This window comes from Rhodopseudomonas sp. BAL398, from assembly GCF_033001325.1.
In the GTDB taxonomy this organism is placed as follows: domain Bacteria; phylum Pseudomonadota; class Alphaproteobacteria; order Rhizobiales; family Xanthobacteraceae; genus JARJEH01.
Genome location: NZ_CP133111.1, coordinates 2,832,589 through 2,858,824, shown reverse-complemented (window position 1 = coordinate 2,858,824; position 26,236 = coordinate 2,832,589). Strand labels below are relative to the sequence as shown.

22 protein-coding genes, 1 tRNA gene and 1 pseudogene are annotated in these 26,236 nt (G+C 61.5%); 11 read left to right on the top strand and 13 right to left on the bottom strand.

The window, feature by feature from the left end; translation table 11 throughout:
* Positions 1-25 precede the first annotated feature (25 nt).
* The 4 genes from RBJ75_RS13530 to RBJ75_RS13515 all read right to left on the bottom strand — a co-directional run bounded on the left by RBJ75_RS13530 (position 26) and on the right by RBJ75_RS13515 (position 4,909).
* The gene (locus RBJ75_RS13530; protein ID WP_044415099.1) at positions 26-430 is read right to left on the bottom strand and encodes a DoxX family protein; all 405 of its coding nucleotides are present in this window, start codon (positions 428-430) and stop codon (positions 26-28) included.
* 213 nt (positions 431-643) lie between these two features.
* Positions 644-1,120, bottom strand: a complete 477-nt coding sequence (gene greA / locus RBJ75_RS13525; RefSeq protein ID WP_044415105.1) for a transcription elongation factor GreA — start codon at positions 1,118-1,120, stop codon at positions 644-646.
* A 212-nt stretch (positions 1,121-1,332) separates the two neighbouring features.
* Positions 1,333-4,662: a carbamoyl-phosphate synthase large subunit gene (gene carB / locus RBJ75_RS13520; protein ID WP_044415101.1), complete on the bottom strand. Its 3,330-nt coding sequence runs from the start codon at positions 4,660-4,662 to the stop codon at positions 1,333-1,335.
* 172 nt (positions 4,663-4,834) lie between these two features.
* Positions 4,835-4,909, bottom strand: a tRNA-OTHER gene (locus RBJ75_RS13515).
* Positions 4,910-5,143: 234 nt separating this feature from the next.
* Between RBJ75_RS13515 and msrA the strand changes: the two genes are divergently transcribed.
* The 4 genes from msrA to RBJ75_RS13495 all read left to right on the top strand — a co-directional run bounded on the left by msrA (position 5,144) and on the right by RBJ75_RS13495 (position 7,178).
* The gene (gene msrA, locus RBJ75_RS13510) at positions 5,144-5,857 is read left to right on the top strand and encodes a peptide-methionine (S)-S-oxide reductase MsrA (RefSeq protein WP_044415103.1); all 714 of its coding nucleotides are present in this window, start codon (positions 5,144-5,146) and stop codon (positions 5,855-5,857) included.
* A 68-nt stretch (positions 5,858-5,925) separates the two neighbouring features.
* Positions 5,926-6,351 carry a peptide-methionine (R)-S-oxide reductase MsrB gene (gene msrB / locus RBJ75_RS13505; RefSeq protein WP_044414278.1) on the top strand — a complete coding sequence of 142 codons (426 nt, stop codon included), beginning with the start codon at positions 5,926-5,928 and terminating at the stop codon, positions 6,349-6,351.
* 149 nt (positions 6,352-6,500) lie between these two features.
* Positions 6,501-6,665 carry a DUF3309 family protein gene (locus RBJ75_RS13500; protein ID WP_080901112.1) on the top strand — a complete coding sequence of 55 codons (165 nt, stop codon included), beginning with the start codon at positions 6,501-6,503 and terminating at the stop codon, positions 6,663-6,665.
* Between the two features lie 219 nt (positions 6,666-6,884).
* The gene (locus RBJ75_RS13495) at positions 6,885-7,178 is read left to right on the top strand and encodes a hypothetical protein (protein ID WP_044414283.1); all 294 of its coding nucleotides are present in this window, start codon (positions 6,885-6,887) and stop codon (positions 7,176-7,178) included.
* Positions 7,179-7,197: 19 nt separating this feature from the next.
* On the opposite strand, the gene RBJ75_RS13490 is transcribed toward RBJ75_RS13495, so the two are convergent.
* On the bottom strand, positions 7,198-7,716 hold the full coding sequence (locus RBJ75_RS13490; RefSeq protein WP_044414286.1) for a DUF4112 domain-containing protein: 519 nt from the start codon (positions 7,714-7,716) through the stop codon (positions 7,198-7,200).
* Between the two features lie 155 nt (positions 7,717-7,871).
* Here RBJ75_RS13490 and RBJ75_RS13485 point away from each other — a divergent pair, with 155 nt between their 5' ends.
* Positions 7,872-8,270 (top strand): hypothetical protein, encoded by a 399-nt coding sequence (locus RBJ75_RS13485; RefSeq protein WP_044414289.1) that lies wholly within the window; start codon positions 7,872-7,874, stop codon positions 8,268-8,270.
* A 26-nt stretch (positions 8,271-8,296) separates the two neighbouring features.
* On the opposite strand, the gene RBJ75_RS13480 is transcribed toward RBJ75_RS13485, so the two are convergent.
* On the bottom strand, positions 8,297-9,490 hold the full coding sequence (locus tag RBJ75_RS13480; protein WP_276156367.1) for a CaiB/BaiF CoA transferase family protein: 1,194 nt from the start codon (positions 9,488-9,490) through the stop codon (positions 8,297-8,299).
* A 113-nt stretch (positions 9,491-9,603) separates the two neighbouring features.
* On the bottom strand, positions 9,604-10,608 hold the full coding sequence (locus RBJ75_RS13475; protein WP_044408313.1) for a GlxA family transcriptional regulator: 1,005 nt from the start codon (positions 10,606-10,608) through the stop codon (positions 9,604-9,606).
* A 63-nt stretch (positions 10,609-10,671) separates the two neighbouring features.
* Here RBJ75_RS13475 and RBJ75_RS13470 point away from each other — a divergent pair, with 63 nt between their 5' ends.
* On the top strand, positions 10,672-11,391 hold the full coding sequence (locus tag RBJ75_RS13470) for a DJ-1/PfpI family protein (RefSeq protein WP_044408316.1): 720 nt from the start codon (positions 10,672-10,674) through the stop codon (positions 11,389-11,391).
* A 30-nt stretch (positions 11,392-11,421) separates the two neighbouring features.
* Here the strand turns inward: RBJ75_RS13470 and RBJ75_RS13465 are convergent, their stop codons facing one another.
* Entirely contained in the window at positions 11,422-12,921 is a 1,500-nt protein-coding gene (locus RBJ75_RS13465) for a phosphomannomutase/phosphoglucomutase (protein WP_044408327.1), read from the bottom strand.
* 490 nt (positions 12,922-13,411) lie between these two features.
* On the opposite strand from RBJ75_RS13465, the gene RBJ75_RS13460 reads away from it, so the two are divergent.
* On the top strand, positions 13,412-14,290 hold the full coding sequence (locus tag RBJ75_RS13460) for an NAD-dependent epimerase/dehydratase family protein (RefSeq protein WP_044408319.1): 879 nt from the start codon (positions 13,412-13,414) through the stop codon (positions 14,288-14,290).
* A gap of 143 nt (positions 14,291-14,433) precedes the next feature.
* Here the strand turns inward: RBJ75_RS13460 and RBJ75_RS13455 are convergent, their stop codons facing one another.
* Positions 14,434-15,540, bottom strand: coding sequence for a class I SAM-dependent methyltransferase (locus tag RBJ75_RS13455; RefSeq protein WP_080900947.1), 1,107 nt, complete (start codon positions 15,538-15,540; stop codon positions 14,434-14,436).
* Positions 15,541-15,877: 337 nt separating this feature from the next.
* The gene (locus RBJ75_RS13450) at positions 15,878-16,906 is read right to left on the bottom strand and encodes a hypothetical protein (RefSeq protein ID WP_317529039.1); all 1,029 of its coding nucleotides are present in this window, start codon (positions 16,904-16,906) and stop codon (positions 15,878-15,880) included.
* A 569-nt stretch (positions 16,907-17,475) separates the two neighbouring features.
* Here RBJ75_RS13450 and RBJ75_RS13445 point away from each other — a divergent pair.
* From RBJ75_RS13445 to RBJ75_RS13435, 3 genes and pseudogenes are all read left to right on the top strand, one after another.
* Positions 17,476-18,924, top strand: a complete 1,449-nt coding sequence (locus tag RBJ75_RS13445) for a radical SAM protein (RefSeq protein WP_276156369.1) — start codon at positions 17,476-17,478, stop codon at positions 18,922-18,924.
* Positions 18,925-19,085: 161 nt separating this feature from the next.
* Positions 19,086-19,734: pseudogene (locus tag RBJ75_RS13440) on the top strand (transposase); the annotation flags it as partial.
* Positions 19,735-19,807: 73 nt separating this feature from the next.
* Positions 19,808-20,125, top strand: coding sequence for an SPASM domain-containing protein (locus RBJ75_RS13435; protein ID WP_411194511.1), 318 nt, complete (start codon positions 19,808-19,810; stop codon positions 20,123-20,125).
* A gap of 136 nt (positions 20,126-20,261) precedes the next feature.
* On the opposite strand, the gene RBJ75_RS13430 is transcribed toward RBJ75_RS13435, so the two are convergent.
* From RBJ75_RS13430 to RBJ75_RS13420, 3 genes are all read right to left on the bottom strand, one after another.
* Positions 20,262-21,749 (bottom strand): radical SAM/SPASM domain-containing protein, encoded by a 1,488-nt coding sequence (locus tag RBJ75_RS13430; protein WP_080901157.1) that lies wholly within the window; start codon positions 21,747-21,749, stop codon positions 20,262-20,264.
* 225 nt (positions 21,750-21,974) lie between these two features.
* Positions 21,975-23,093, bottom strand: coding sequence for a non-hydrolyzing UDP-N-acetylglucosamine 2-epimerase (gene wecB / locus RBJ75_RS13425; RefSeq protein ID WP_044415297.1), 1,119 nt, complete (start codon positions 23,091-23,093; stop codon positions 21,975-21,977).
* Entirely contained in the window at positions 23,094-24,599 is a 1,506-nt protein-coding gene (locus tag RBJ75_RS13420) for a hypothetical protein (RefSeq protein WP_234707485.1), read from the bottom strand.
* Between the two features lie 389 nt (positions 24,600-24,988).
* Here RBJ75_RS13420 and RBJ75_RS13415 point away from each other — a divergent pair, with 389 nt between their 5' ends.
* Positions 24,989-26,227 (top strand): class I SAM-dependent methyltransferase, encoded by a 1,239-nt coding sequence (locus RBJ75_RS13415; RefSeq protein WP_234707486.1) that lies wholly within the window; start codon positions 24,989-24,991, stop codon positions 26,225-26,227.
* Positions 26,228-26,236: the final 9 nt, after the last annotated feature.

The following is a 26,236-nucleotide window of genomic DNA, read 5'->3' as shown; positions in this document are numbered from 1 at the left end:
GGGCTCGGGATCATGTCACCCTGCGTCAGGTCTTGCGGCGCAAAGTGGCGTCGAGGCTGATCGGCCCGCCGCCTGCGGTCGCAAGATACAGGCAGGCGAAGCAGAACAGGATCGCCGCGGTGCCGTTATTGAGCAGCGGGTAGAAGCTCTTCGGAAAATGGCCGATGAAATAGGCGAACGCCATTTCGCCGGAGAGGATGAAGGCCACCGGCCGGGTGAACAGGCCGATCATCAGCAGTGCGCCGAGGATCAATTCCAGCGTGCCGGCGGCGCCGATCAGCGAGAACAGTTCGACCTTGGCAAAATACGGCACCGCCGGAAATTTGAAGATCTTGGCGACGCCGTATTGAAACAGCAGCAGCCCGGTGATGAAGCGAAACAGGCTCAAGGCCGTCGGTTGCCATTTGGCGGCAAGGCTGTCGAAATTCATACCGGCTCCGTGCGGTTGCGATGAAACGATGTGTAGTTGCTTACGGCTTGCATCAGCATCGCGTCCATCACTTCGGCGATGGAACACGGATACGTGACCGATAGTCCGGCCTTCGGTCGCGACAACATCAGCCGGCCTCCGCGGCAAGCCGCACCCAGCAAAAAGGCCGCGAAACGCGGCCTTCAAGCTTGCTCACATCAATTCGACGGGGTGCTATCGAAACTCGACCTTGGTGATTTCGTAGGCCTTGGCCCCGCCGGGCGCCACGACTTCGACGGAGGTGCCCTGCTTCTTGCCGATCAGGGCCCGCGCCAGCGGCGAGGTGATCGAAATCCGGCCCTTCTTGGCATCGGCTTCCGGCTCGCCGACGATCTGCCACACCGCCTTCTTCTCGGTGTCTTCATCGACCAAGGTGACGGTAGCGCCGAACATGATGGTGTCGCCGGACAGCTTGCTGATATCGATGATTTCGGCGCGGCCGATCTTGTCCTCGAGCTCGGCGATACGGCCTTCGTTGTGGGACTGCTCTTCCTTCGCCGCGTGATATTCGGCGTTTTCCGAAAGGTCGCCATGCGAGCGCGCTTCGGCGATCTGCTCGACGATTCGCGGACGATCCACCGATTGGCGCTGCTTCAACTCGACCTCGAGAGCGGCGAAACCGCCTGCGGTCATTGGTACCTTGTCGACCATCTTGTCTTCATCCTTCAACGTGTTCGTCACGTGTCACGAGATGTGGCTCACACGAAACGCTTGTCAGCCTGAGCGGTGGCCGCGACGCGGCATTTTCGAGACTGCCGGGCGCACGGCAGCAAAACGCCGGATAGAACATTCCCGCAGCTGGCGGGTTCCCTGCCTGCCGGCTTTCTCGCCCGTCAGTTGCCGGACACAGGTCCGGGCCGTGATCAGGTGTCGGAAAAGTAACTCTGCAGGGTACGGACCTCAAGGTCCCCACCAAGATAGGCCCGGATGCCCTGCGCGGCGGCGACCGCGCCCGAAAGAGTGGTGTAATACGGAACTTTATGCAAGAGGGCAGCGCGACGCAACGAACGGCTATCAGCCAGCGCCTGGGGCCCCTCGGTGGTATTGAACACCAGCTGAATCTCGCCATTGATGATGGCGTCGACGATATGCGGCCGGCCTTCCAGCACCTTGTTGACCTTCTCGGCCGGCACGCCGTTGTCGGCCAGGAAGCGCTGGGTTCCGGAGGTCGCCAGCACCTTGAAGCCGAGCGAATGCAGCAGTCTCACGGCTTCCAGAATCCGGGTCTTGTCGACCTCGCGCACTGAGACGAACACCGTGCCCTTGCGCGGCACCCGGGTTCCGCCACCGAGCTGGCTCTTGGCAAAGGCGACTTCGAACGAGCGGTCAATTCCCATCACCTCGCCGGTCGAGCGCATTTCGGGGCCGAGCACGGTGTCGACGCCGGGGAAGCGGGCGAAGGGAAACACCGATTCCTTGACCCCGACATGGCCGAGCTTGCGCTTGGTCAGCTTCAGATCGGCCAGCTTCTCGCCGGCCATGATCCGCGCCGCCAGCTTGGCCACCGGCATGCCCATCACCTTGGCGACGAACGGCACCGTCCGCGACGCCCGCGGATTGACCTCGAGCACATACACGTCGCCGTCCTTGATGGCGTATTGCACATTCATCAGCCCGACGACGTCGAGCCCCAGCGCCAATTCGCGGGTCTGGCGCTCCAGCTCGGCGATCATCGCGGCGTCCAGCGAATGCGGCGGCAGCGAGCAGGCCGAGTCGCCAGAGTGAATGCCGGCTTCCTCGATATGCTCCATGATGCCGACCACGAACGTATCCTTGCCGTCGCACAGGCAATCGACGTCGATCTCGGTGGCGTCCGACAGATAGCGGTCGAACAACAGCGGATTGGTGCCGAGCACGGTGTTGATCTGGCCGGTCTTGTCGTTCGGGTAGCGCGATTTGACGTCGCCCGGCACCAGCTCGGGCAGGGTGCCGAGCAGGTAATCGCCGAGCTGGGATTCCTCGCGAATGATCTGCATGGCGCGACCGCCCAGCACATAGGACGGGCGCACCACCAGCGGCAGGCCGAGTTCGGCGGCGACCAGGCGGGCCTGCTCGACCGAATAGGCGATGCCGTTCTTCGGCTGCTTCAGCCGCAGCTTGTCGAGCACGCGCTTGAAGCGGTCGCGGTCCTCGGCCAGATCGATGGCGTCGGGCGAGGTGCCGAGGATCGGCACGTCGGCGGCCTCCAGCGCGCGCGCCAGCTTCAGCGGCGTCTGGCCGCCGAATTGCACGATGACGCCGTGCAGCGTGCCGTTCTGGCGCTCGACGTCGATGATCTCCAGCACGTCCTCGGCGGTCAGCGGCTCGAAATACAGCCGGTCGGCGGTGTCGTAGTCGGTCGACACCGTTTCCGGATTGCAGTTGATCATGATGGTTTCATAGCCGGCGTCGTGCAGCGCGAAGCAGGCGTGGCAGCAGCAATAATCGAACTCGATGCCCTGGCCGATGCGGTTCGGCCCGCCGCCCAGAATGATCACCTTGCTCTTGTCGGTGGGCCGGCTTTCGTCGGCCATTTCGCCGGCGAACGGCGCCTCATAGGTCGAATACATATAGGCGGTGGGCGAGGCGAATTCGGCCGCGCAGGTGTCGATCCGCTTGAACACCGGGCGAACCTTGAGGGCGTGGCGCTGCGCCGTCACCTCGGCTTCGGTGGTGTCGGCGAGCACCGCAAGGCGGGCGTCGGAGAAGCCCATCGCCTTCAGCGTGCGCATGCCGAAGGCATGATTCGGCAAGCCGCTGGCCTTGACCTTGCCTTCCATCGCGACGATGCCGCGAATTTCCGACAGGAACCAGGGATCGATCTTGCAGGAGGTGAAGATGTCGTCGTCGCTCCAGCCGAGCCGCATCGCCTGCGCCACCTGCAACAGGCGGTCGGGCGTCGGCGTGCCGAGCGCGGCGCGCACCGCGTTCTTGTCGTCGCTGCGGCCGAGCCCCTCGATCTCGATCTCGTCGAGCCCGGTGAGGCCGCTTTCGAGCCCGCGCAGCGCCTTTTGCAGGCTCTCCTGGAAGGTGCGGCCGATCGCCATCACTTCGCCGACCGATTTCATCGAGGTGGTCAGCGTATGGCTGGCGCCGGGGAATTTCTCGAAGGCGAAGCGCGGAATCTTGGTGACCACATAGTCGATGGTCGGCTCGAACGACGCCGGCGTCGCGCCGCCGGTGATGTCGTTGGCGATCTCATCCAGCGTGTAGCCGACCGCGAGCTGCGCCGCGACCTTGGCGATCGGAAAGCCGGTGGCCTTGGAGGCCAGCGCCGAGGAGCGCGACACCCGCGGATTCATCTCGATCACGACCATGCGGCCGTCGGCCGGATTGACGCCGAACTGCACGTTGGAGCCGCCGGTCTCGACGCCGATCTCGCGCAGCACCGCCAATGAGGCGTCGCGCATGATCTGATATTCTTTATCGGTCAGCGTCAGGGCCGGCGCCACGGTGATTGAATCACCGGTGTGCACGCCCATCGGATCGAGGTTTTCGATCGAGCAGATGATGATGCAATTGTCTTTCTTGTCGCGCACCACCTCCATCTCGAACTCTTTCCAGCCGAGCACGGATTCCTCGATCAGGACTTCAGAGGTCGGCGAGGCGTCGATGCCGCGCTCGACGATCTCGATGAATTCGGCCTTGGTGTAGGCGATGCCGCCGCCGGTGCCGCCCATTGTGAAGGAGGGGCGGATCAGCGCCGGAAAGTCGATCACTTCCAGCGCCCGCAGGGCGTCCGGCAGGGTCTTGACCTGCACCGAACGTGGGGTCTCGAGGCCGATCTTGGTCATCGCCTCGCGGAAGCGCTGGCGGTCCTCGGCCTTGTCGATGGCGTCGGCGGTGGCGCCGATCATCTCGACGTCGAACTTCTCCAGTGTGCCTTGCTTGCGCAGGCTCAGCGCGCAGTTTAGCGCGGTCTGGCCGCCCATGGTGGGCAGCAGCGCAAAGCCGAGGGAGCGGTCGCCGCGCTCTTTTTCGATGATCTTGGCGACGATTTCCGGGGTGATTGGCTCGATATAGGTGGCGTCGGCCAGTTCCGGATCGGTCATGATGGTGGCCGGATTGGAATTGACCAGGACGATGCGGTAGCCTTCGTCCTTCAGTGTCTTGACCGCCTGGGTGCCGGAATAGTCGAATTCACAGGCCTGGCCGATCACGATGGGGCCGGCGCCGATGATCAAGATGGTGGAGATATCTGTTCGTTTCGGCATTAAATCTCGCTAACGGCGGGGCAGAAATCCGGGCAAAAAAAAGGGCGCGCAGCCGCGCGTCCCTTGACCTTCAGCGCCAGGCTTCCCTTGCGCGCGGGCTGTCTTTAGACCAGATTTTGCAGCCGCGAAAGGTTTTTAAGGCCTCCGTCAACCGGCAAATTTGCCGCCGATTTGGAGGCCCGGCCTGGATTTGAACCAGGATAAGGAGCGATGCACTGCCCCCGCGTAGACATTCCGCCACCGGGCCATCGCCATCCTGACGGATCACGAGGCGGTGATCCATAGATGAATTCGGGTAACCCTAATTGCGCGACCCGTTCCGCCCGTCCGGCGCTCAGGGGCGCCGGCTGCTCACGAACACGTGTGAGACGGACGGTAACAAGCTGGGCGCAGTCCCGTATCTTTGGGAGGCAGCGTCGGATGGCTGTGCCAGTCTGCCGATCATTGCGCTGCCAGCCGTTCTCACCAATGCGAGGAACCCATGCGCCGTAGCCTCCACACTGTTTCGCTCTGTGCCGCCGCCCTGGGCGCGCTGGCTTTGTCGTCGCTGTTTGCGCCGCTGCGGGCGGCCGAAGACGCCGTAGTGATTCCGCCGCCAGCGGTTGATGCCAAGTCGGCCGATGGCATGCAGACCGCGGTGATCGCCGGCGGCTGTTTCTGGGGCGTGCAGGGCGTGTTCCAACATACCGCGGGCGTGCTCAACGCGGTGTCCGGCTATGCCGGCGGCAGCAAGATCACCGCGAGCTATCCGGTGGTCTCGACCGGCACCACCGGTCATGCCGAGGCGGTCGAAATCAAATATGATCCAAAGCGGATCAGCTATGGCAAGATCCTGCAGATCTTCTTCTCGGTGGCGCATGATCCCACCCAGCTCAACCGGCAAGGTCCGGACCACGGCACGCAATATCGCTCGGCGATCTTCACCACCAGCGCCGAACAGAAGAAGGTGGCGGAGGCCTATATCGCCCAGCTCGATGCCGCCAAGGTGTTCCCCAAGCCGATCGTCACCAAGGTCGGTCCGCTGGACGGCTTCTATGCCGCCGAAGCCTATCATCAGGACTACCTGACGCTGCACCCGTACCAGCCCTATATAGCGTATAACGACCTGCCGAAGGTCGAGAACCTGAAGAAGCTGTTCGCGCAGGACTATCTCGAGAAGCCGACGCTGGTGAGCGATGCCAAGGTCACCAATTGAGGCGGCTCCGAGCAAGTCGATGTCTGGCGCGGCAGCCTGTTGGCCCGAAACACTGATGAGGAGGCTGAATGTCCGACACCAAGGCCATGCAACAGACGGATCGCGGCAAGATTCAGAAGAGCGACAGCGAATGGCGCCGCGAATTGACGCCGATGCAATATGCCGTGCTGCGCGAGAAGGCGACCGAGCGGCCGTTCTCCGGCGAATATGAGCATGAGCAAACCAAGGGCACCTATGTCTGCGCCGGTTGCGGCCAGACCCTGTTCGAGTCCGATGCCAAATTCGAATCCGGCTGCGGCTGGCCCAGCTTCACCGCGCCGGCCAGCGCCGATCATGTCGACGAGGAGCGCGACGTCAGCCACGGCATGATCCGCACCGAAGTGCTGTGTTCGAAGTGCAGCGGCCATCTCGGCCATGTGTTCGAAGACGGTCCGGGACCGACCGGGTTGCGCTATTGCATCAATTCGGCGGCGCTGAAGCTGCAGCCGAAATAATCCCCGAGGAGGGCCGGGCGCGGCGGCAGCAGCTCGCCGCGCCGTTTTGGTTCCGGCTCGTGGAACCGAAGCCCGGATCGTGATTTACTCCCGACAACTCAGGCTTGTGGCTCAGGCTCGGCCGTGCGGCGGCCAGCCGGGAGGTTGGGATGACGATCGGAACGATTATCATCATTGTGTTGATCATCCTGCTGCTGGGTGGTCTCAGCCCGCGCTTCGGTGGCTATGGTTACGGACAGGGCCATGGTCTGACCGGTCTGATCGGCGTCATTCTGGTTGTGGTGCTGGTGCTGATGCTGTTCGGCAAGATGTGAAAAGCCGGCACAGCGCTGAAATCGCATGGCTTATTGCCATAGGCGCGTCCCGCGGAGCGGGAATCTGGCGGCCTGCACGCAGTGAGAGTGTCGCATTTCTCCAAAACGTGCTTATATCTAGGTCTGTCCTGAAATGATGGCCCCGGGCGGCCGCCGAACGGTTGACCGCGTGTCTTCCGCTCCTCATTTCCATCGCGCATTCATAGAAGGTCACTGACGATGGCATTCAGCTACAACACCGCTGCCGAATTGTTTCCCGCCGCGATCCGCAAGAAAAAGCGCGCTGGCTTCGCCTATCGGCGGTTCAACACAGCCGCTGCCGCGGTTCAGTTTGCGATCGAGGAGCTGCCGGCGGATTCGCTGAACGGCGCCTATCTGCAGGTCGATGAGGCCCGCTTCGACCAGAGCGGCATCCGCACGCTTTATGAAAGCGAAGCTTTCCCGCTGGAGCGCCGCGCGGTGCCAGAACCCGTCGTCAGCGAAGAAGCCGACGCCGACCAGGACGCGGCGTAAGCCGCCATTCCTCGCGCGCTCAGCCCTGCTTGTCGATCCAGCGTCGCAACAGCCGCACATTGCGGACATTGGCGCGGAACATGACGTCGAACGCGTCGCCGGCCAGCGGCACGATGCCGATCGCGCCATCGAGCGCGACATTGCCCAGCATCCGCATGGTCACGTGCCACGGCGCGCCAAGCTTGCGCGCTTCACGCACCAGCCAAAGCGAGATCGCCGTGGTGATGAGGTCGCCGACCACCGGGATCAGGCCGATCAGCCCGTCGATGCCGTAGCGGATATTGGTGCCCGGCAGGATGAAGGCGACGTCGAGCAGTTTGGCGATCGCCTCAAGCCTTGCCAGCCGCTGCTCGCGTGACAATGGCGCGAAGGAGCTGGCGCTCCAGCTCTGAAAATCAAATGTCCCACTCTCGAACGGCTTGCGGCCCAGTGATTCCGGCGGGATTTCCCGGCCGTCCTGATCGATGATCGGGCCGCGCGAAGCCGGCCGGCTGGCGCGGCGCGTCGCATTGCGGGGGAAAGTCTGTTCGCTGGTCATGTCGTTCAGATAGGAATCCCTGGCTGCACCCGCAAGTTGCGTCATCGGGCCGCGCCGTTGCCGCGCAATGCAAACAGGATTGATGAGCGATCGTTCCGAGGTTGCTGCGGCCTTTGCTGTTCTCATCGCGCCCGGTCCAAGCTAGATATCCGCCCATGAAGCTGCGCCCGCATCTGATCGCGCTTGTCCTGACGCTCGGCCCGCTGGGCGGATGCGCGGTCGACAGCCATATCAGCTACGTGCCTGGCTTTCTCAAACAAACCGAAGCGCAACCCGAGATCGAACAGCCGCCCGATGTGGCCGCCTTCCTTCGCGGCAATATGAGCGCGGTGTTCACCGAGACGTCCTTGCCCAGCAATGTCCGGTTCTCGTTTCCGATCCCCGGGCAATATGGCGGCTGGGACAGCTGCATTCGGGGCGATGTGAAAGGCGTGACCGGGTTGCGGATCGGAAACCAGACCTATCTGATCAACATCTATCGCGGCAAGGTCGGACGGCGCGAACGGGTCGGCGACGATCATTGGTGCGCAAGCGAGACCTATCAGGCGCTGTGACGCCGGTTCAGACGATCTTCGTCTGATCAGACGATCTTGTCCCGCCGCAACGCCGCGATCTCCTCGGCGCCGAAACCGAATTCGGCCAGCACCTCGTCGGTCTGTTCGCCGAATTCCGGCGGCCGCGCCGCCAGCGTGCTCGGCGTCCGCGACAGGCTCACCGGCTGCGCCACCAAAGTGATCGGCCGGTTCTCATCGTTTGGCACCTCCTGGGCGATGCCGAGATGCCGGACCTGCTCGTCGTCGAACATCTGGTCGATCGTATAGATCGGTCCGCACGGCACGCCGGCGGCGTTGAATTCGCGCACCCAAATCTCGGTCGGTTTGGTCGCAAGGCGGGCGCTGATCGCCGCGTTCAGCGCGTCGCGGTTTTTCGAGCGTGCCGGCGCGGTGGCGTAGTCGGGATGGTCGTATAATTCCGGCGCGCCGATCGCCTCGGCGCAGCGCTGCCAGATCTTGCCGCCGGTGGTGGCGATGTTGAGATAGCCGTCGGCGGTCTTGAATACGCCGGTCGGGATGCTGGTCGGGTGATTGTTGCCGGCCTGCTGCGCCACATCGTGGTCCATCAGCCAGCGCGCGGCCTGGAAATCCAGCATGAAGATCTGCGCCTGCAATAGCGAGGTCTGCACCCATTGGCCCTGGCCGGAGACCTCGCGCTCCAGCAGCGCGGTCATCACGCCCAGCGCACAGAACAGCCCGGCGGTGAGGTCGGCGACCGGAATGCCGGCCCGCATCGGGCCTTCGCCGGGCGCGCCGGTGATCGACATCAGCCCGCCCATGCCCTGCGCGATCTGGTCGAAGCCGGGCCGCCCCGCATAGGGGCCATCCTGGCCGAAGCCGGAGATGCTGCCGAGCACGATGGCCGGATTGATCGCGCGCAGGCTGTCGTAATCGAAGCCGAGCCGCGCCTTGACGTCGGGCCGGAAATTCTCGACCACGACGTCGGCCTTGGCGACGAGGCGGCGAAACACCGCGAGGCCCTGCGGGTCTTTCAGATTCAGCGTGATCGCGCGCTTGTTGCGATGCAGGTTCTGGAAATCGGCGCCATGACGCGGGCCGCCGGGCTGCTCGCCGCCGGCATCCTCGGTCAGCGCGTCGATCTTGATGACATTGGCGCCCCAATCGGCGAATTGCCGGACCGCGGTCGGCCCCGACCGCACCCGGGTCAGATCAAGCACGGTGAAGCGGGCAAGCGCCGCGGAGGCACGCGGGAAGGTCATGAGGGGCTCCAGATTCGATCCGGGTTGGATCGCCCGGCATCTTCCGAGGCCTTGCGGGAGAATTCAATGCCGGTGGTAGCCGGGGCCGGCTTGCACCAGCTCGGTCGACAGCGTCAGGAGCTGAACCGCGCGCGATAATCTTGCGGCGACGCTGCCAATAGCCGGACGAAGCTGCGGCGCATGGTCTCCTCGGAGCCGAAGCCGCAACGCTGCGAGATGCGCTTGATCGGCAGATTGGTTTCCGACAACAGCCGCCGCGCCGCCTCGACACGCAATTGCTCGACGGCGCGCGCGGGCGTGAGCCCGGTCGATTCGGCATAATGGCGGCTGAAGCTGCGTTCGCTCATGCCGGCGCGCTCGGCCAGCACCGCCAGCGAGATGTCGTCGACAAGGTGCTTGGCGATCCAGTCGTGCAGGGCACCGAAGCGGTCGTCCGCGGTCTGCAGCGACAATGCCGCGCTGAATTGCGATTGGCCGCCCGGCCGCTTGAGAAACACCACGAGCTGGCGCGCCACCGCCAAGGCGGCAGCACGGCCGAGATCCTGCTCGACCAGCGCCAGCGCAAGGTCGATCCCGGCGGTGACCCCGGCGGAGGTCCACACCGCACCGTCATTGATGAAAATCGGATCGGCCTCGACCCGGATGTTGGGGAAACGCCGGGCGAGCTCGGCGCAATGCGCCCAGTGACTGGTGGCGCGCCGGCCGTCGAGCACGCCGGCCGCGGCCAGCACAAAGGCCCCGCTGCACACCGACGCGGTGCGGCGCGCCGTGGTGGCACGGTTGCGCACCCAGTCCACGACCACGGCATCCGCCGCCGCGGCGTGCACGCCCGGCCCGCCGGCGATCAGCAGCGTATCCACAGGCGCTTTGAGCGACGGCAGCGGCGAGGTTGCAAGCTCGAGTCCGGCCGATGCCGTCACAGGCTGGCCGTCGCGCGTCACCACCCGCAGCGCGTAGGGCGCAACCCCGCCGGCCTTGAGCGCCAATTCATTCGTGGTCGCGAACACCTGCAGCGGCCCAGACACGTCCAGCAATTGCACCGAGGCGAACGCCAGCAGCTCGATCGAGCGCGAGGCCGCGGGCGTGGAATTTGGCGGAAACCGAGGGCTCTTTGGCATTTCCGCCAAAACCTGCCGGATTAGGATGGGCCTGTCCAGCGTTTTGGCACAAAGGAGACCACCATGATTCCGTCAGACCAGCATCTGCAGATCGGTTCGCTGCTATTCGAGGGCCTGGATCAGATTGATCTTACCGGGCCGTTCGAAGTGCTGTCGCGGATTCCCAACGCCACCTATCGGGTCTATGGCGTGACCGCCGATCCGGTCCGCGACCTCAGGGGGCTTCGGCTGACGCCGGATGCCCCGATTGCCGATGCGCCGCAGCTTGACGTGCTCCATGTGCCCGGGGGTTTTGGCCAGCAAGCCTTGATGGAAGACGCCAATGTGCTCGACTGGATCCGCCGCCAGGCGGCGCATGCGCGGATCTTTTCGGTCTGCACCGGCGCTTTGATCTGCGGCGCCGCCGGGCTGCTGATGGGGCGGCGCGCCACCACGCATTGGGCCTCGTTTCACCTGCTACCGTATTTCGGCGCTATCCCGGTCAATGAGCGCGTCGTCGTCGACGGCGACTGGGTGTTCGCCGCCGGCGTCACCGCCGGCATCGACGGCGCATTGCGGCTTGCCGCGGAACTGCGTGGCGACGACGTCGCCAAAGGCATCCAGCTTTACATGGTCTATGCGCCGGAGCCGCCGTTCGACAGCGGCACGCCGGAGACCGCGCCGCCGATGATCCTGCAGCAGGCCCGCGCAGCCGTCGCCGACATCACCGCGCAGCGCGAAGCCACCGCGCGTCGCGTGGCGGCCCGGCTCGGCATCCCGCTCGGCAACTTGGCGCCGGCGTGAGCCGGTTCGATCAACGGTGTAGTGCGGCCGTCAGATCGTCTGATTATAGGCGCCGACCTCAGGATGGGTGCGCAGCACGACATTGACCGCCTCGAACATTTCGTGCATCCGCGCCTCCGACACCGGGCTCTCGACCACGACCACCAGCTCCGGCTTGTTCGACGACGCCCGCACCAGGCCCCAGCTGCCGTCCTCGCAGGTGACGCGCACGCCGTTGACGGTGACGAGATCGCGGATGCTTTGCCCCGCGACCTTGTCGCCCTTGGCGTGAGCGGCCTCGAAATGCTTCACCACGGCGTCGACCACGCCATATTTGGTCTCGTCGGCGCAATGCGGCGACATTGTCGGCGACGACCAGGTCTTGGGCAGCGCGTTTTTCAGATCCGACATGGTCTTGCCGGTGGCGCGGTCGAGCATCTCGCAGACCGCGATCGCCGAGACCAAGCCGTCATCATAGCCGCGGCCGACCGGGGCGTTGAAGAAGAAGTGTCCGGATTTCTCGAAGCCGGCCAGCGCCTTCGTCTCATGGGTGCGGCGCTTCATGTAGGAATGGCCGGTCTTCCAATAGGTGGTCTTGGCGCCCTGGGCCTGCAGCACCGGATCGGTGACGAACAGCCCGGTTGATTTGACGTCGACCACGAAGGTTGCGTCCTTGGTGATCGCCGACATGTCCCGCGCCAGCATCACGCCGACCTTGTCGGCGAAGATTTCCTCGCCGGTGTTGTCGACCACGCCGCAGCGGTCGCCATCGCCGTCGAAGCCGAGCCCGACATCGGCCTTGTGCTCCAGCACCGCGTCGCGGATCGCGTGCAGCATCTCCATGTCTTCCGGGTTCGGATTGTATTTCGGAAAGGAGTGGTCGAGCTCGCAATCGAGCCGCACCACCTCGCAGCCGATCGCCTCCATCACCTGTGGCGCAAAGGCGCCAGCGGTGCCGTTGCCGCAGGCCACCACCACTTTGAGCTTGCGCTTCAGCTTCGGATGCTTGGTGAGGTCGGCGATGTAGCGCGCCGGAAAGTTTTCATGAAACACATAGGAGCCGCCGGCCTTGTTGGCGAATTTCGCGCCGAGCACGATCTCCTTCAGCCGCGTCATCTCGTCCGGCCCGAAGGTCAGCGGCCGGTTGGCGCCCATCTTGACCCCGGTCCAGCCATTGTCGTTATGCGAGGCGGTGACCATCGCGACGCAGGGGACATCGAGCTCGAACTGCGCGAAATACGCCATCGGCGTCATGCACAGGCCAATGTCGTGCACCTTGCAGCCGGCCGCCATCAACCCGGAGATCAGCGCGTATTTGATCGAGGCCGAATAGCTGCGGAAATCATGCCCGGTGACGATCTCCTGCTTCTGGCCGAGTTCGGCGATCAGCACGCCAAGCCCCATGCCCAGCGCCTGCACTCCCATCAGATTGATCTCCTGGCCGAACAGCCAGCGCGCGTCATATTCGCGAAAGCCGGTCGGCTTCACCATCGGCTCGGATTCGTAAGCGTAGGTGTTGGGGGAAAGCACGGGCTTGGGCGTGGGGAACATGAGGATGGCCTTGTCAATCAAGCAAAAAATTGGATTCGCGCGTCGGATTGCTGAGACGAGCTCGCGCAGGAGCGACCATCGTCGTCGTCAAGACGGATGCTGTCGTCGTCGCCGAGGTTGTCTCCATCACGGAGTAGCCGATCGATATTGGCGGGATCGAGCACCACAGAATCGAGATCCTTGGTCGTATTGTCGATCGCGGCTTAAATCGACGAAAGGCCTTCCGGGTTGACCGACATGGTCAATGGCACAATACGCAACGTCATGCCGCCGGTTCTCCGCGGCTGCTTAGCACGCCGACAAGCCGCTGATCAATCAGTGTTAATGGTGCCGGAGCGGGGCAAAATGCGGCGCACGTCAGTTCCGGCCGGGCAATTTGCGCGGATTTTCGCAAGGCGTTACAACGCCATCCTCAGCCGATCGGGAAGTGTTCCGGGGGCATTGATCCCTCTACCTGTGTGAGCATCGGGCAGCGGAACGGAGTCGGGCCATGACAAGTCTGGTGATCGGAGCAACCGGCATGGTCGGCGGCCATATTGTCGATGAACTGGTCCGCGCCGGCGAACGGCCGATGGCGCTGTCCCGGGCCGCGCGTCCCGACACCGCCGAGGTGGCTTGGTTCGCGGGCGATCTTGCCGCGCCCACGGCGTTGAAGCTGCCGCCGTTCACCACGCTATATTGTACCGCCTATGCCGGACTTCTGGCCAAGGCACTGCCGGACCTGGCCTGCGCATCGCTGCAGCGCGTCGTCGCGCTGACATCGACCAGCTTGGTGACCAAGATCAATTCCGAGGTTGCCGCCGAGCGCGAGAGTATGCGCGAATGGGCGAGGGCCGAAAGCGAACTGATCGAGGCCTGCCAACGGTTGGGGATCAGCTGGACCGTGCTAAGGCCGACCATGATCTATGATGAGGGCCGTGACGCCAATGTCACGCGGTTGTCGCGCTTGATCGAGCGGGTCGGGGTGATGCCGCTAGCCGGCAACGGCGCCGGCTTGCGGCAGCCGGTGCATGCGCGCGACCTAGCGGCCGGCGCGGTCGCCGCCGCCGCAAGTGCGGTTGCAGCCAACAAGATCTATGCAGTGCCCGGCACCGACACCATCAGCTATCGTGAAATGGTGGGGCGGATCTTCGACGGCCTCAACCGGCGTCGTCGGGTCGTCGCGATTCCCATGGCGGTCTGGAAAGCGGCGCTGGCGCTGGCGCAACCCTTCGTTCGCGACGCCAATGTGGCGATGGGAAGTCGGATGGCAAAAGACATGGTTTTTGATGCAAGTCCGGCGATCCGGGATTTCGGTTGGAATCCGCGCGAGTTCCGCCCGCGCTTCGATCGGTCCGCCTCCGCCCGGCACGGCCAGCAATCAAGTTGACCGTGCCGTGGGCGTGGGATGCCCCCCGACGGGATTGCCTTGCGCCCAAGAGGTTTTGATTCCTGGGCCCGATGTAAGAACTTGCACGAACGGCGACCGCTACAATTGGTAATGTCTTGATCGTCGCGGCCCCCCAGCGGTGGCTATCGAACGCGCGCCGTATAAACCGTACTGTGAGCGCTATGCGGATTTCGATTCTTGGTCACGACAAATCCTGCGTGGTCGAGGAGATCGAGGAAATACCGCTCAGTGAATGACAATTCCATCCAGCCGCGATGACGGATTGACCACACTCCCTGCCCCGAAGGATTCAGACCCCATGCGAACGGCAGACTGTCGTCAATCGTTTCTCCTGCGAAGATAATCACGCCATTTTGCGAAAGCTTACGCTTCAGCATCTTCAGCAGCGAGGCGTGCTCCAGGCAATGGTGGAAGCATTCATAAAACAGAATAACATCGAATGTCCCTTCGATGCGCTCTGCTTCGAAAAACTCGCCCAGGACGCAGCTGACTTTCAATCCGTCTTTCTTGAAACGTCGCTCGACGATTTCGAGATATTTGCGTTCGATGTCGAGCACAGTCACGTCATAGCCGGCCAAGCCGATCTGTAACGCAACGTTTCCCCACCCAACTCCCATTTCAAGAACCCGCGACGGCGGCGGCATCGGGATAGATTCAATGATCGCTCCGATGGCCATGATATGTGCGGCAATCACCTGAGGATTCCGCGTATTATAGGGATATACGTCGGTCTCGAAGCGAACGTCGAAATCATGAGATTCATTACTGAAAGCATAGTCCCGTTGGGCCACCTGCCGGTACTGTTCGAGCCAGAATTTCTTGTATTCGTCAGAATGCGGGTCGTTCGGTGTCTCCGGGAAACGATAATGAAAGCTATGGATCAGTCGCAACATCGCGTCATGGGAGTGAACAGCCGCGTGGTGGCCGTAACCAACCAAAGCGTCGATGGCTGCAGGAGACGTCAGTGGGGTGCCCGCATTGGTTCCGCCGTCTCCTATTCGATTGGCGGCCCCGCCAATGATATCATGATAGCGTTGGGCGATCAGCGCCACCTCAGGATCTACATTCGTAATATCCTGAAGTTGATCATCGGTAAGCGGTGGCGCTGCGATGACGTCTCCCCGAATTCGCATAATCGATGGACGTAATGCACGCTTGGCTGCCTCTGGGACAAGCGGCCATATCGTATAACGGACGACAGATTCCGATAATCCTAAAAAATTCTGCATTGAACACTCCAATATAATCTCAAAACATTCGCCCGAAATCAGTCCAATACTATAGTTCGCGAGCGTCACGTCATAATTATTCGCCCCAGCGGTCACATTCAGCTTCGGGAATGGATGTGACGGGGATAGCGATGGCGGTCGGCAATTGATGCGTTGACATCGAGCGATGAGGAATAGAGAAGCCAACGCCGTTGGCGGGCGGTCGGGCGGTTCCGCTCGGATCGTGTTGGTCCGCCTGATCAGCTGCGGTCGGCGCTGCCACGACCTCTCGTGTCAGGCACAGCGGGCCCATCGCGCCGAAACCTTGATGTCAGGCCGCCGCTGCGGGCGTTCCCAGTTAAAGAATGGAATTGAGAAATCGGCTCCAACGCGGCGCGATCGTTTCCGCGTCGAAGCGCGCGAGGGCATTGGCCCGGGCTGCATTCGATAGTGAGCGTCCATACTCCGGATCGGATCTGAGAAGGCCCGCGATCTCGATGGCTTGTTCGATCGAATTGTAGAAGAGGCCGCCGTCGCCGACGATCTCCTCCACCTCATATCGGGGTGACGACCAGGCCCGTAGCGACCCATACATTGTGTCGGGATAGATGCTCTCGACCAAAGGTAATGAAGGCGCGATTACCGGCACGCCGGCGAGCATCGCTTCTATCAGGCTCAGCGTGTAGGACGGCGGAAACGTGTAGATGTAGAAATACCAGGAGGCCTTGGACAAGAGCGTCCGCATCTGGTCCGTCGCCGCCTTGCCCCGCGACGCGGCGACGCGGCCATTGCCGACACCCCACAATTCGGAACCGGTCGCGGCGCCGAACTGCTTCCACATCTCAAGAGCGGGAACCGTACTGTGATCCCGAAAATCATAGGAATTGTGAAACGTGATCCCGGCATTTCCGCCATTCCACGGCAGGAAGTCGGTGCCATATTTCCCGAAATAGATCACAGCATCGGTCTTGGCGAATCCGGCGAGCGCTGTCTCGCGATCGGAATAGCGTACGATCTTGATGCGATTTCCAAGCCTCCTGTAGGTGTCCTCAAGCGAGAGGTCGGATTGACCGATCGTCCTGATGACGATCGGAATGTCGCCGAATGCGTCAAGGTTTCGAAGCAGCAGGATTGGATCATGCATGATCACCACGATGTCAAAATGACGAATGAAAGCCTTGGTGATCTTCTTTTGCGCTAAGTCACACCCTGTCAGGTGAAACTCATTGAATAGTTGATGGTCAAGAGCGCCCGGCAGCAACGGCCTGAGGTCGCCGCTCAAGGCGAAAGGATCGAAGTGGTGGCCGATGCTGAAGACACGGTGACCTTCCGCTATCAGCATTCGCAATTCGTCATATTCCAGAACTTCATGACTTGAATAGTACAATATCCGCATCGTGGTACGCTCTTTTCTCGGCTGGCCTTTGCCGTGGAACTGCGGGGGTAGAAGTTTGTGCCGGGAACTCACTGTTCGTGTTCCCGTCGGGAAGATTATCCTCGGACGGAGGGAACAGGGAACCGCTCTTTTCTCAACAGTGGCTCCCGTAGAGCGCCGATTCGCTGCCGAAAACGGTGCCCCCGGGGCGGTCGATGGTTCCTTCGGTGTTGAGAGCTCGATGGTAGCACGGTATCCACCAGCCGGCGGCGCCAACAGGCCTTGGAGCCGGTGGAACTCACAGCCGGTGGTGCGTAGTTCGTCAGCTACACCCTTGCATATTTATCCCGCTCTGCGATAAATGATCATATTGATCTATCGTGCTCCGCGGCTTTGGTCTTCGAGAGTAGCTGCAAGGACCAAGAGTCCCCGAGCGAAGATTGCGAGCAGACATGAACATCCTGAATGATAATATCTTTCTCGACGGATGGCATCCCATTGAGAAGCTTTCGGATTTGTCTTGGAGGTGGTCGGGAAAGGTATCTCGCCTGGTAGTTCCGCCAGGTGCGGGACGGTATTTGTTGATTGACTATGCCAGGCCTGAGCAGTTCGGTGAGACCGATTGCCGGGTGGTAAGCGATGCCGGATATTCGTCGGTTCCCATTGTTCTGGGTCGCGGGAAGGTGACGATTGATCTTGCTGGATTGGGTGCCCGATCGGGGGATCTGATCAGCCTCGATCTATCACGGCCGTTCCGGCCGGAGGGCGGCCCGCGCGACCTCGGGCTGATGGTCTTCGGTGTCGAAGCACCGTCCGACCATGCGATGAATTATCACAAGCGGGAAGTTGGATTGCGCGAATTGCCGCTTGTCGCCGACTACACGCCAAGCGAGATGACCATCGCAGTGACTGACAAGTGCAATCTGCGCTGCGTCACCTGCTACGCTCACCATGGTCAGGAGGGCGACAACAATGCGGGCCTTGAGGATTTCCCGCCGGAGCTGATCCCGAAAATCAGAGACGCCGCCATGGGGGCGGCGCGGATTCAAATTCACGGCGGCGCCGGCGAGCCGCTGATGGCTCGAAAATTCTGGGATTGGTTCACGCTGCTGGAAGGAAATCCGGGCGCGAAGATCGAATTCAACACCAACGGCCTGACCTTCAGTTCGAAGAACATCGAGCGGCTGCTGAAGCATAACGTCGATCACATCAGCGTTTCATTCGACGCCGCCACCCCCGAGACCTACGCGGATATCCGCGGGGGTGATTTTGCAAGGCTGCTTGCGAACATGAAGGAATTGGTGCGGCAGCGCGCGACGTCGGCCAATCCGATTCGCATCCTGTTCAACATGACGGTGACCAAAGCCAACGTCGCAGACGCTCCCAAGCTGGTGCGCCTCGCGCACGAGATCGGCGTCGATGGCGTCGAGCTGTATCATCTCAATTCCGGAGAGGCGTTCGACTGGAGTGTCGCGAAGAATGGCAAGGTATTCGATTATCGCGACAACCTTCCCGAGAACAATCCGGAACTGATCCGGCCCTTCATCGAAGAGGCGATCGCGATCGCCGCGGGGCTCGGGCTTTACCTGTTCGTCGATCCGCGATTTCAGGTGACCTTGTACGGCAGGGCAAACGAACTCACGGAGAAGTTGCCAGAATATTCCGAGTGCCGCGCGCCGTGGCATTGGATGGCGTTTGAGGCGAACGCCGACGTCAAGCCATGCTGTATGGCCGCCAAACCGATCGCCAATTTGAAGGCGTCGAGCGCGCTCGAGATCTGGAATGGCCGGGCGATGCAACGCCTGAGGCAGAACATCAAGGACAACCGGATCGATCCGATTTGCGTTGGCGCCAGCTGCAGATATGTGATGAAGGAGGCGATGGCGCGGCAGGAACTCGCCGATCGCAACAAACGCGATACCGCGGTCGCGGGTAAGCGGGCGCTGTCAGAATCTAAAAATAACGCTCCGATGAACTCAAAATCCGAGCACGCTGGCGCAACCGAGGAGCGGTATCAGAGCCGTCCGTGAACAATTCGGAAGTTGCTGTTTTCCGAGTTAGATTCTATTCGAGAAATATTCAATTCTACAGGCAAGCGGCGTCCTGAGCGCGGTTTTCCTGCGTTTTGGGATTCTCATTTGGGCGTTTCGGGATTCCTTCGGGCCGGCGTTTTGCTGGCGGGAGGGAGACGATGAGCAAGCCACGCGACGATCGTCAGGATGAGTTGTTTGGGCCGGCGCTGAAGCAGGTCATCGATCCGGGGCATGCGCTGGGGCGGCTGACCGCCGAGCTCGATCGGGGTTTTTGGCGACGCGGTTCGGCGCCGTCTGTCGGCCCGGGCCGGGGCAGCCGCCATTGCCGAACCTGACTGATCGCCGGGCTGTTGATGCTCAAGCACATGCCCAATCTGTCCGACGAGGTTTGTGCGCGCGCTGGGTGGAGAACCGACATTGCCAGTTCTTCTGCGGCGAGGTGGTGTTCCGCCACGATCTGCCGTTCGACCGCTCCTTGCTGAGCCGCTGGCGCAAACGATTGGGCGAGGAGGAATTGACAGCGCTGCTGCGGGAGAGTCTGGCGGTGGCACATCGAACCGGCGCACCGCAGACCAAGGGCCTGGAATGGGTGGTGGTCGACACCACCTGCAGGAGAAGGCGATCGTTCATCCGACCGGGGCCCGGCTCACCCACCGGGTGATCGAAGAGCTGGTCGATCTGGCCAAGCGCGCCGCCATCACGGTCGGGCGCTACACTCACGCGCATCAATTCAAGCGCGCCGGCCGCGGGGCTCGGACTTTACCTGTTCGTCGATCCGCGATTTCAGGTGAACTCACGGAGAAGTTGCCAGAATACTCCGTGTCGCGCACCGTGGCATCGGCTGGCGTTTGAGGCGAACGCCGACGTCAAGCCATGCTGTATGGCCTCCAAACCGATCGCCAATTTGAAGGCGTCGAGCGCGCTTGAGATCTGGAATGGCCGGGCGATGCAACGCCTGAGGCAGAACATCAAGGACAACCGGATCGATCCGATTTGCGTTGGCGCCAGCTGCAGATATGTGATGAAGGAGACGATGGCGCAGCAGGAATTCGCCGATCGCAACAAACGCGATACCGCGGCCGCGGGTAAACGGTCGCCGTCAGACTCTCAAAATAACGCTCCGATGAACTCAAAGTCCGAGCACGTTGACGCAACTGAGGAGCAGCATCCGACAGCGGCCAGAAAGCGGCACGTTTAATCGGATTCCGCTACCGCCCACCTAACAAACCCATTCATCTTCGGTATTGGTCAGTAGTCGCCATGCTGTGGACGTTGGGCATTGCGGATCAGGTTTCGACTTTAGCAACAACTTTTAGATAACCGCTGGGGATAACCTAAATTGACGGCGCAAGTTTTTCTGCCCGGCGGTCAGTGTTCTCGGGAAGGGCCGATTGGAACGGGCATGTCACGCCGGCGCAGATCTGATCAACCACGCCAGCCTTGATGTTTCTGCGGAGCCGTTGATACTCCTCGCCATTCCATAGCTCCCCCGCCGATGCGTAGTCCGACAGCTTCGCCAACGGGGGCGCCCAACAACAGGTGTAGGCGTCACCAGCCGCCGTCACCATCAGCCATCGCCATGGGTGAGGACAATCTTTGTACTCACCGACATCCACATCCTCAGCTATGACGAAATCCGGATCTACCAGCCCGACGAACGGAGCGTCCAGAATATAACGGATGTTGCGTCGCTTTGCGCGCCGTATAGCGTCGTTAAGGGCCAATCGACATTCTTCCGGGTCGTTTTCAATCAAGGCGTCGTTGTAGTCGAAAATGAAATCGGGCTTCTCGACTTTCCAAGCGTGGATGGGATTTTCGTGGAGGTGGCGGAACTCGACGGTGTCGACGCCGAGGTCTGCGGCCAGTTCGACCAGCAACGGCACTTCGGAAATGTTGGCGCGCGTCACAGCCATGTTCATGCGGATTTCGAGGCTGGCGTTCTTGCACTTTGCCCGAGCGGCGACCAGAGCCTGAACGTTACGGATGACCTTTTCGTAAGCCCCGCCGCGCATTCGCTCGTAACCAGCTGGCGTCGCAGCGTCCATTGAGACGCTCAGCACACGGACGTTTCGACTCAATATCTTGTCGATCCACTGGGGAGAGAGCAGCAAGCCATTCGTTATCAGGTCGATGCTGTTTGACGCTTTGGCCGAAATGTCATCGATAATCTCGGGCAAGCGTTTATTGAGCAATGGTTCTCCGTATCCGAGCAGCAGAACCATCTGTGCCGTATAGGCAAGTGGCAATAGCTTCATCAGCGAATCGTCAGGGAGATCGATCAGGTCCTTGTTGTTGTCGCCATCCTGATCATGGTGTTTCAAGCAGATCACACAACGCAGATTACATCTGTCTGTGACGCCGATCATATAGACGATTGGGTTATTATCGCAGAACTCAGGACGGGTGTTGATGGCGTTCTGGGTTCTTTTGAAATTAACGATGACCGGGTCGCGTTCCACATAAAACTTATGAACTTTGAGACCGAGCGCTCGGTGATCTTCGTGAAACAGCGGTAGTCGGTCGATCGACAGCTCAAGGGAGATGGTCTGTTCCTCCTTAATCAGATCGGAACTAGAAATCAAAAGACTGTTGTGCCCCCCTGAAAGCGGGAACTGCCGTGTGCCGATTACTAGATCCGGAACCGGAAACGCTTCTTCGGGATAAGAGTATTCCAGTACGATGGTTTCGCTGGCGTCGAGTCCGGAAATTTCCACGGTTGCCGCAGTTGACATCCATGAAAATGAGCCACCCTCAGAATGTTCCATAGGGAACCAGCCTGAGCGTAGGGAGATTTCGGTGGACGAAATGCTGACTGGTTTCATCGGGGGCTCGTTCCAATGTCTGATGCCATCGCCCAGACGTTCGCTGCGTCAATGAAATTCGCGAGGGTGACGCAAAAATAGTTGCCGAATTTCATTTGAAATTACTAACATATCCGCCAAATGCAGGCAAGGCGATCGCCTTGTGATCGACCAGACTACTCTTGAGTTTGGGCTTTTACGAATCTTGCGCTTCACTTGCCTGTCGGGGGACTTGTCCGTTTCGACTCACCCCCCGATCACATCCACGATCCGGCGGCTCGCGGTGCCGTCGCCATAGGGGTTAGCCTTGCCGGAGAGACCCGCGGTCGCGCCCTGCAACAGGTGCGCGGCGCGGGCGACGATCAGCTCTTCGTCGGCGCCGACCAGTTCGGCGAAGCCGGCGTCGATTCCTTCTTGCCGCTCGGTGGTCGAGCGCAGCACCAGAACCGGCACGCCGAAACTCGGCGCTTCTTCCTGGATGCCGCCCGAATCCGACAACGCCAGCACCGATCGCGACAACAGATAGATGAAGTCGACATAACCGAGCGGGTCGAGCAGCGAAACGTTGCCGATATCGCCGAGCAGCGGCATCACCTGAGCGCGCACATTCGGATTGAGATGCACCGGGAATACGAATTGCAGCTGCGGATGCGCCAGCGCGATCCGGCGGATGGCGCGGCAGATCGCGGCGAGGTCGTCGCCGAAGCTTTCGCGGCGATGGCAGGTGATCAGCACGATCCTGCCGGCGTCGGCAGCAATGTTGCGGATCGTCGCCGACACCAGCCCGGCCCCGGCCGGGGTATCGAGCCGTGCCCTGAGCGCCAGCAAGGCATCCACCACGGTATTACCGGTTAGATGGATTGCTGCCGGATCGATGGCCTCGCGACGCAACGCATCGACCGCGCGTTGCGTCGGCGCGAAGTGCAGATCCGCCAGCGCGCCGATCAGCTTGCGATTGCCTTCTTCCGGAAACGGATTGTAACGCTGATAGGAGCGCAGCCCGGCCTCGACGTGGCCGACGGCGATACGCTGATAGAACGCCGCCAGCGCGCCGGCGAAGGCCGTGGCGGTATCTCCCTGCACGAGAACCAGGTCGGGCTGCACCGCGCGGATCGTCTGGGTCAGTTTGGTGATCAGCTGCGCCGTCAATTCCGCCAGGCCCTGGTCGTGGCGCATCACCGCCAGATCCTCGTCGGGCACGAGATCGAACGCGGCGAGCGTCTGCGCCAGCATTTCACGGTGCTGTCCCGATGCGCAGACGAAGGTGCTGAACTGCTCGGGGCGGCGGCGCAACTCGGCGACGATCGGCGCAAGCTTGATGCATTCCGGACGCGTTCCGAACAGCACCAGAATCTTCTTGGACATTTATGCCGCCTGATTGCTGCCGCGATAGCCGAGCGACAGCGGCAGGTTCGCCGCCTGGCGTCGGGAGACGGCGAAAGTCCGCGATGTTTCGTCGAATGTGATCTGCGCATCGGCTTTGTCGCGCATGAAGTCGAGACAGGTCTCTTCGTTCACAAACAGCAACGTCTCGCCGCTCCGGGCGCATTCGTCGGCGATGCTGGAGAGGAATTCGGCGTGGGCGGCCAGGCGATCGGCTTCGCTGCGCCAGCCATAGGCGTAACGCTCGGAGAACGGATGGTCGAGAAACCCGAAGAACTGCGATCCGGCCTTGGCGATGCGAAACGCCTCTTTGTAGATCCGCAGCCGATCGCCGCCATCGAGCATGCAGTCGCCGTGCAGCATGCAGGCCTGGCTGTGCGAGATGAAACCGACGGGGCCGTGCGGAACCTCGCCGCCGCGCGCCATCAGGTATTCGGGATCATTGGCAATAATGCCGCCGATGAAGCCGTCATAGCCGGCCCGCGCCAGCGCATCGGGCACATAGCTCGGATTCTGGTGAAACGGCGATACTGCGTAGCGTACCGTAAGACCGGGGAGCTGGGATTCCAGCCAGTCTTTCGAGCCTGTGGCCTCGGCTTCCGCGGCTTCGGGCGTGCCGCCCCAGCGCGGCGCGTGGCTGACCGAATGCGACAGAATCGAGCCGCCGGCCCGGCGCAGATCCTCCAGCAGAGCGAGGTGTTCGGGGCGCTCCGGCTGGTCGGTCTTGATCGCCAGCGAAAGCGGCAGCCCTTGCTGTCGGTACAGGTCGAACAGCGGACGCGCCGAAGCAATATCCTCGTCGCAATCGAGCCGCATGGTGACGGCGGCACCGACGCCATGCGGCACGTCGCGCAGATGGGGACGGCACGGCAGATCGGCATGACGATAATGCGAGACGAACGCTTCGATGATCTGCCAGTCCGCGCCATCAACCGGCCCGACCGGGCGAGCATGCCAAAGGATCGCCGAGGACGGTAGATCGCGCAGCGTTGCAACCGCGCCAGTTGCAAGCGGTTTGCCGCAGTCGAGTTCGGCAACGGTGATCGCCGACAGCGGTTGCGCCGTCATTGCGATCGACCAAGGGTCGACCCCGACCCCAATTCGACCATAACCGAGATTATTCCACTCCTCGGCGAAATCGAACCGGCACAGCCGACGCTGCCGCAGCGGCGAGGCTGCGCCAAGACCTTTGTCCATGTATCGGATCGCACCAAGGCTCTCGCTGCCGGCGTTGGGAAGGGCAGGGGCACAGGCCGCGGCGGCGATCATCTCGGCATCGGCCGCAGAGAGAGAAATCCCCGCCAGTTTCGCAAGCTCCGGACCGAGCGAACCAAGCAAGATCAGCTTGGCTCCGCGATCCAGCAGGGCGCCAAAGTAGTCGGCCTTGTCGTCGCTCGGCGAGACCGCCACAACGATGCTGCGGGGAGCGAGGTCCGGCCAATCGCGAAACCAGGCCTGAACCTGGCCGCGGGTGAAGCTGCGGCCCATGGCCCTTGAAATGATTTCCCCCTCGAACGCCGTCGTGGGGCTAAACAGGCAATGGATCATGATCAGCTTACTGGATCTTTGCCGTTGTTCGATGTTTTGGAAATCTGGCGCTGGCAGTGAATTCTATTTCGGTCGCGTTGGCAACATCGTCCTCGGCGCCGGCTTGGCATTCTGTGTACGACTTGTGGAACAATCGGTTCTTGGTGTCATGGGCCGGCTCGGGCGCCCCGACTTTCCACATAAGTATTTGAAAAACAGATAGATTTATGGCTGGCCGAGAGGCTTGTAACGCGCGCAGAGAAGCTATATCAATCCCCCCCATCCGATCCCGGCGGCACAATCGATTAGTTCTTCGATTTGAAGATCTGCTTTTGCAGGAGGCGTTTGACGTGAAGGTGAGTTATCGAAAGATCGAGAAGTGCCGAATTTCGGGGAGTGAAAATCTCGTTTCCGTTCTCAACCTCGGCAAGCAGGTGCTAACCGGGGTGTTTCCGAAAACCATCGACGAGAACATCACGGCGGGTCCGCTTGAATTGGTCTGGTGTCCGGACAGTGGGCTCCTGCAGCTCGCGCATTCCTATGATGCCGGCGAAATGTACGGCGAGAATTACGGCTATCGCTCCGGATTGAATCAGTCAATGGTTCGGCATCTGGTGCAGAAAATTCACGGTCTGGAGAAGATGGTCGGCCTGTCGCCGGGTGACGTCGTGGTCGACATCGGATCGAACGACGCCACCTCGCTGTCGGCCTATACCACGCCATCCCTGAAGCGGGTCGGCATCGATCCCACAGGTCAGAAATTTCGCCAATTCTACAAGGACGATATGGTTTTGGTGCCGGATTTCTTTTCGGCCAAGGCGTTTCGTTCGGCCGGCACCAAGCCGGCGCGGATCATTACCTCGATTGCGATGTTCTATGATCTCGATGCGCCGATCGAGTTCGCGCGCCAGGTTTCGGAAAGTCTCGCCGACGACGGCGTGTGGCATTTCGAACAGAGCTATATGCCGTCGATGCTGCGGATGAGCAGCTACGATACGATCTGCCACGAGCACCTCGAATATTATTCGCTCGGGGTCGTGAAGCAGATCGTCGAAGCCGCGGACATGAAAATCATCGATGTGCAGATGAATGCCGTCAATGGCGGCAGCTTTGCGGTCACGGCGGCCAAGCGCAGCAATCCGATGCGGAGCAACCAGGCGGTGATCGAGTGGCTGCTCGGTCAGGAGGAGCGGATGGGACTGGGAACGCCCCGTCCATTCCGCGAATTCGAGGAGAGGGTGTACCGGCACCGGTCGGACCTCACTCGCTTGCTGCGCTCGCTGGTCGCCGACGGCAAGAAGATCGTCGGCTATGGCGCTTCCACGAAGGGCAATGTTGTTCTGCAGTTTTGCGGGATCACCAATAAGGAAGTTGTCGCGATCGCCGAGGTCAATCCGGACAAGTTCGGGTCGTTCACTCCGGGATCGCATATTCCGATCATTTCGGAAGCCGAAGCCAAGGCAATGAAGCCCGACTACTTCCTGGTGCTGCCTTGGCATTTCAAGGAAGGCATTGTCGCGCGCGAACAGGCCTTCCTGAATAGCGGCGGCAAGATCATATTTCCGTTCCCCGAAATCGAAATTTTGTAGGCGCGCGTC

Bases quoted from the DNA above. Each gene is read 5' to 3' on its own strand.
- RBJ75_RS13530 (WP_044415099.1), bottom strand. From the start codon at position 430: ATGAATTTCGACAGCCTTGCCGCCAAATGGCAACCGACGGCCTTGAGC.
- greA (WP_044415105.1), bottom strand. From the start codon at position 1,120: ATGGTCGACAAGGTACCAATGACCGCAGGCGGTTTCGCCGCTCTCGAG.
- carB (WP_044415101.1), bottom strand. From the start codon at position 4,662: ATGCCGAAACGAACAGATATCTCCACCATCTTGATCATCGGCGCCGGC.
- msrA (WP_044415103.1), top strand. From the start codon at position 5,144: ATGCGCCGTAGCCTCCACACTGTTTCGCTCTGTGCCGCCGCCCTGGGC.
- msrB (WP_044414278.1), top strand. From the start codon at position 5,926: ATGTCCGACACCAAGGCCATGCAACAGACGGATCGCGGCAAGATTCAG.
- RBJ75_RS13500 (WP_080901112.1), top strand. From the start codon at position 6,501: ATGACGATCGGAACGATTATCATCATTGTGTTGATCATCCTGCTGCTG.
- RBJ75_RS13495 (WP_044414283.1), top strand. From the start codon at position 6,885: ATGGCATTCAGCTACAACACCGCTGCCGAATTGTTTCCCGCCGCGATC.
- RBJ75_RS13490 (WP_044414286.1), bottom strand. From the start codon at position 7,716: ATGACCAGCGAACAGACTTTCCCCCGCAATGCGACGCGCCGCGCCAGC.
- RBJ75_RS13485 (WP_044414289.1), top strand. From the start codon at position 7,872: ATGAAGCTGCGCCCGCATCTGATCGCGCTTGTCCTGACGCTCGGCCCG.
- RBJ75_RS13480 (WP_276156367.1), bottom strand. From the start codon at position 9,490: ATGACCTTCCCGCGTGCCTCCGCGGCGCTTGCCCGCTTCACCGTGCTT.
- RBJ75_RS13475 (WP_044408313.1), bottom strand. From the start codon at position 10,608: ATGCCAAAGAGCCCTCGGTTTCCGCCAAATTCCACGCCCGCGGCCTCG.
- RBJ75_RS13470 (WP_044408316.1), top strand. From the start codon at position 10,672: ATGATTCCGTCAGACCAGCATCTGCAGATCGGTTCGCTGCTATTCGAG.
- RBJ75_RS13465 (WP_044408327.1), bottom strand. From the start codon at position 12,921: ATGTTCCCCACGCCCAAGCCCGTGCTTTCCCCCAACACCTACGCTTAC.
- RBJ75_RS13460 (WP_044408319.1), top strand. From the start codon at position 13,412: ATGACAAGTCTGGTGATCGGAGCAACCGGCATGGTCGGCGGCCATATT.
- RBJ75_RS13455 (WP_080900947.1), bottom strand. From the start codon at position 15,540: ATGCAGAATTTTTTAGGATTATCGGAATCTGTCGTCCGTTATACGATA.
- RBJ75_RS13435 (WP_411194511.1), top strand. From the start codon at position 19,808: ATGGCCTCCAAACCGATCGCCAATTTGAAGGCGTCGAGCGCGCTTGAG.
- RBJ75_RS13430 (WP_080901157.1), bottom strand. From the start codon at position 21,749: ATGAAACCAGTCAGCATTTCGTCCACCGAAATCTCCCTACGCTCAGGC.
- wecB (WP_044415297.1), bottom strand. From the start codon at position 23,093: ATGTCCAAGAAGATTCTGGTGCTGTTCGGAACGCGTCCGGAATGCATC.
- RBJ75_RS13420 (WP_234707485.1), bottom strand. From the start codon at position 24,599: ATGGGCCGCAGCTTCACCCGCGGCCAGGTTCAGGCCTGGTTTCGCGAT.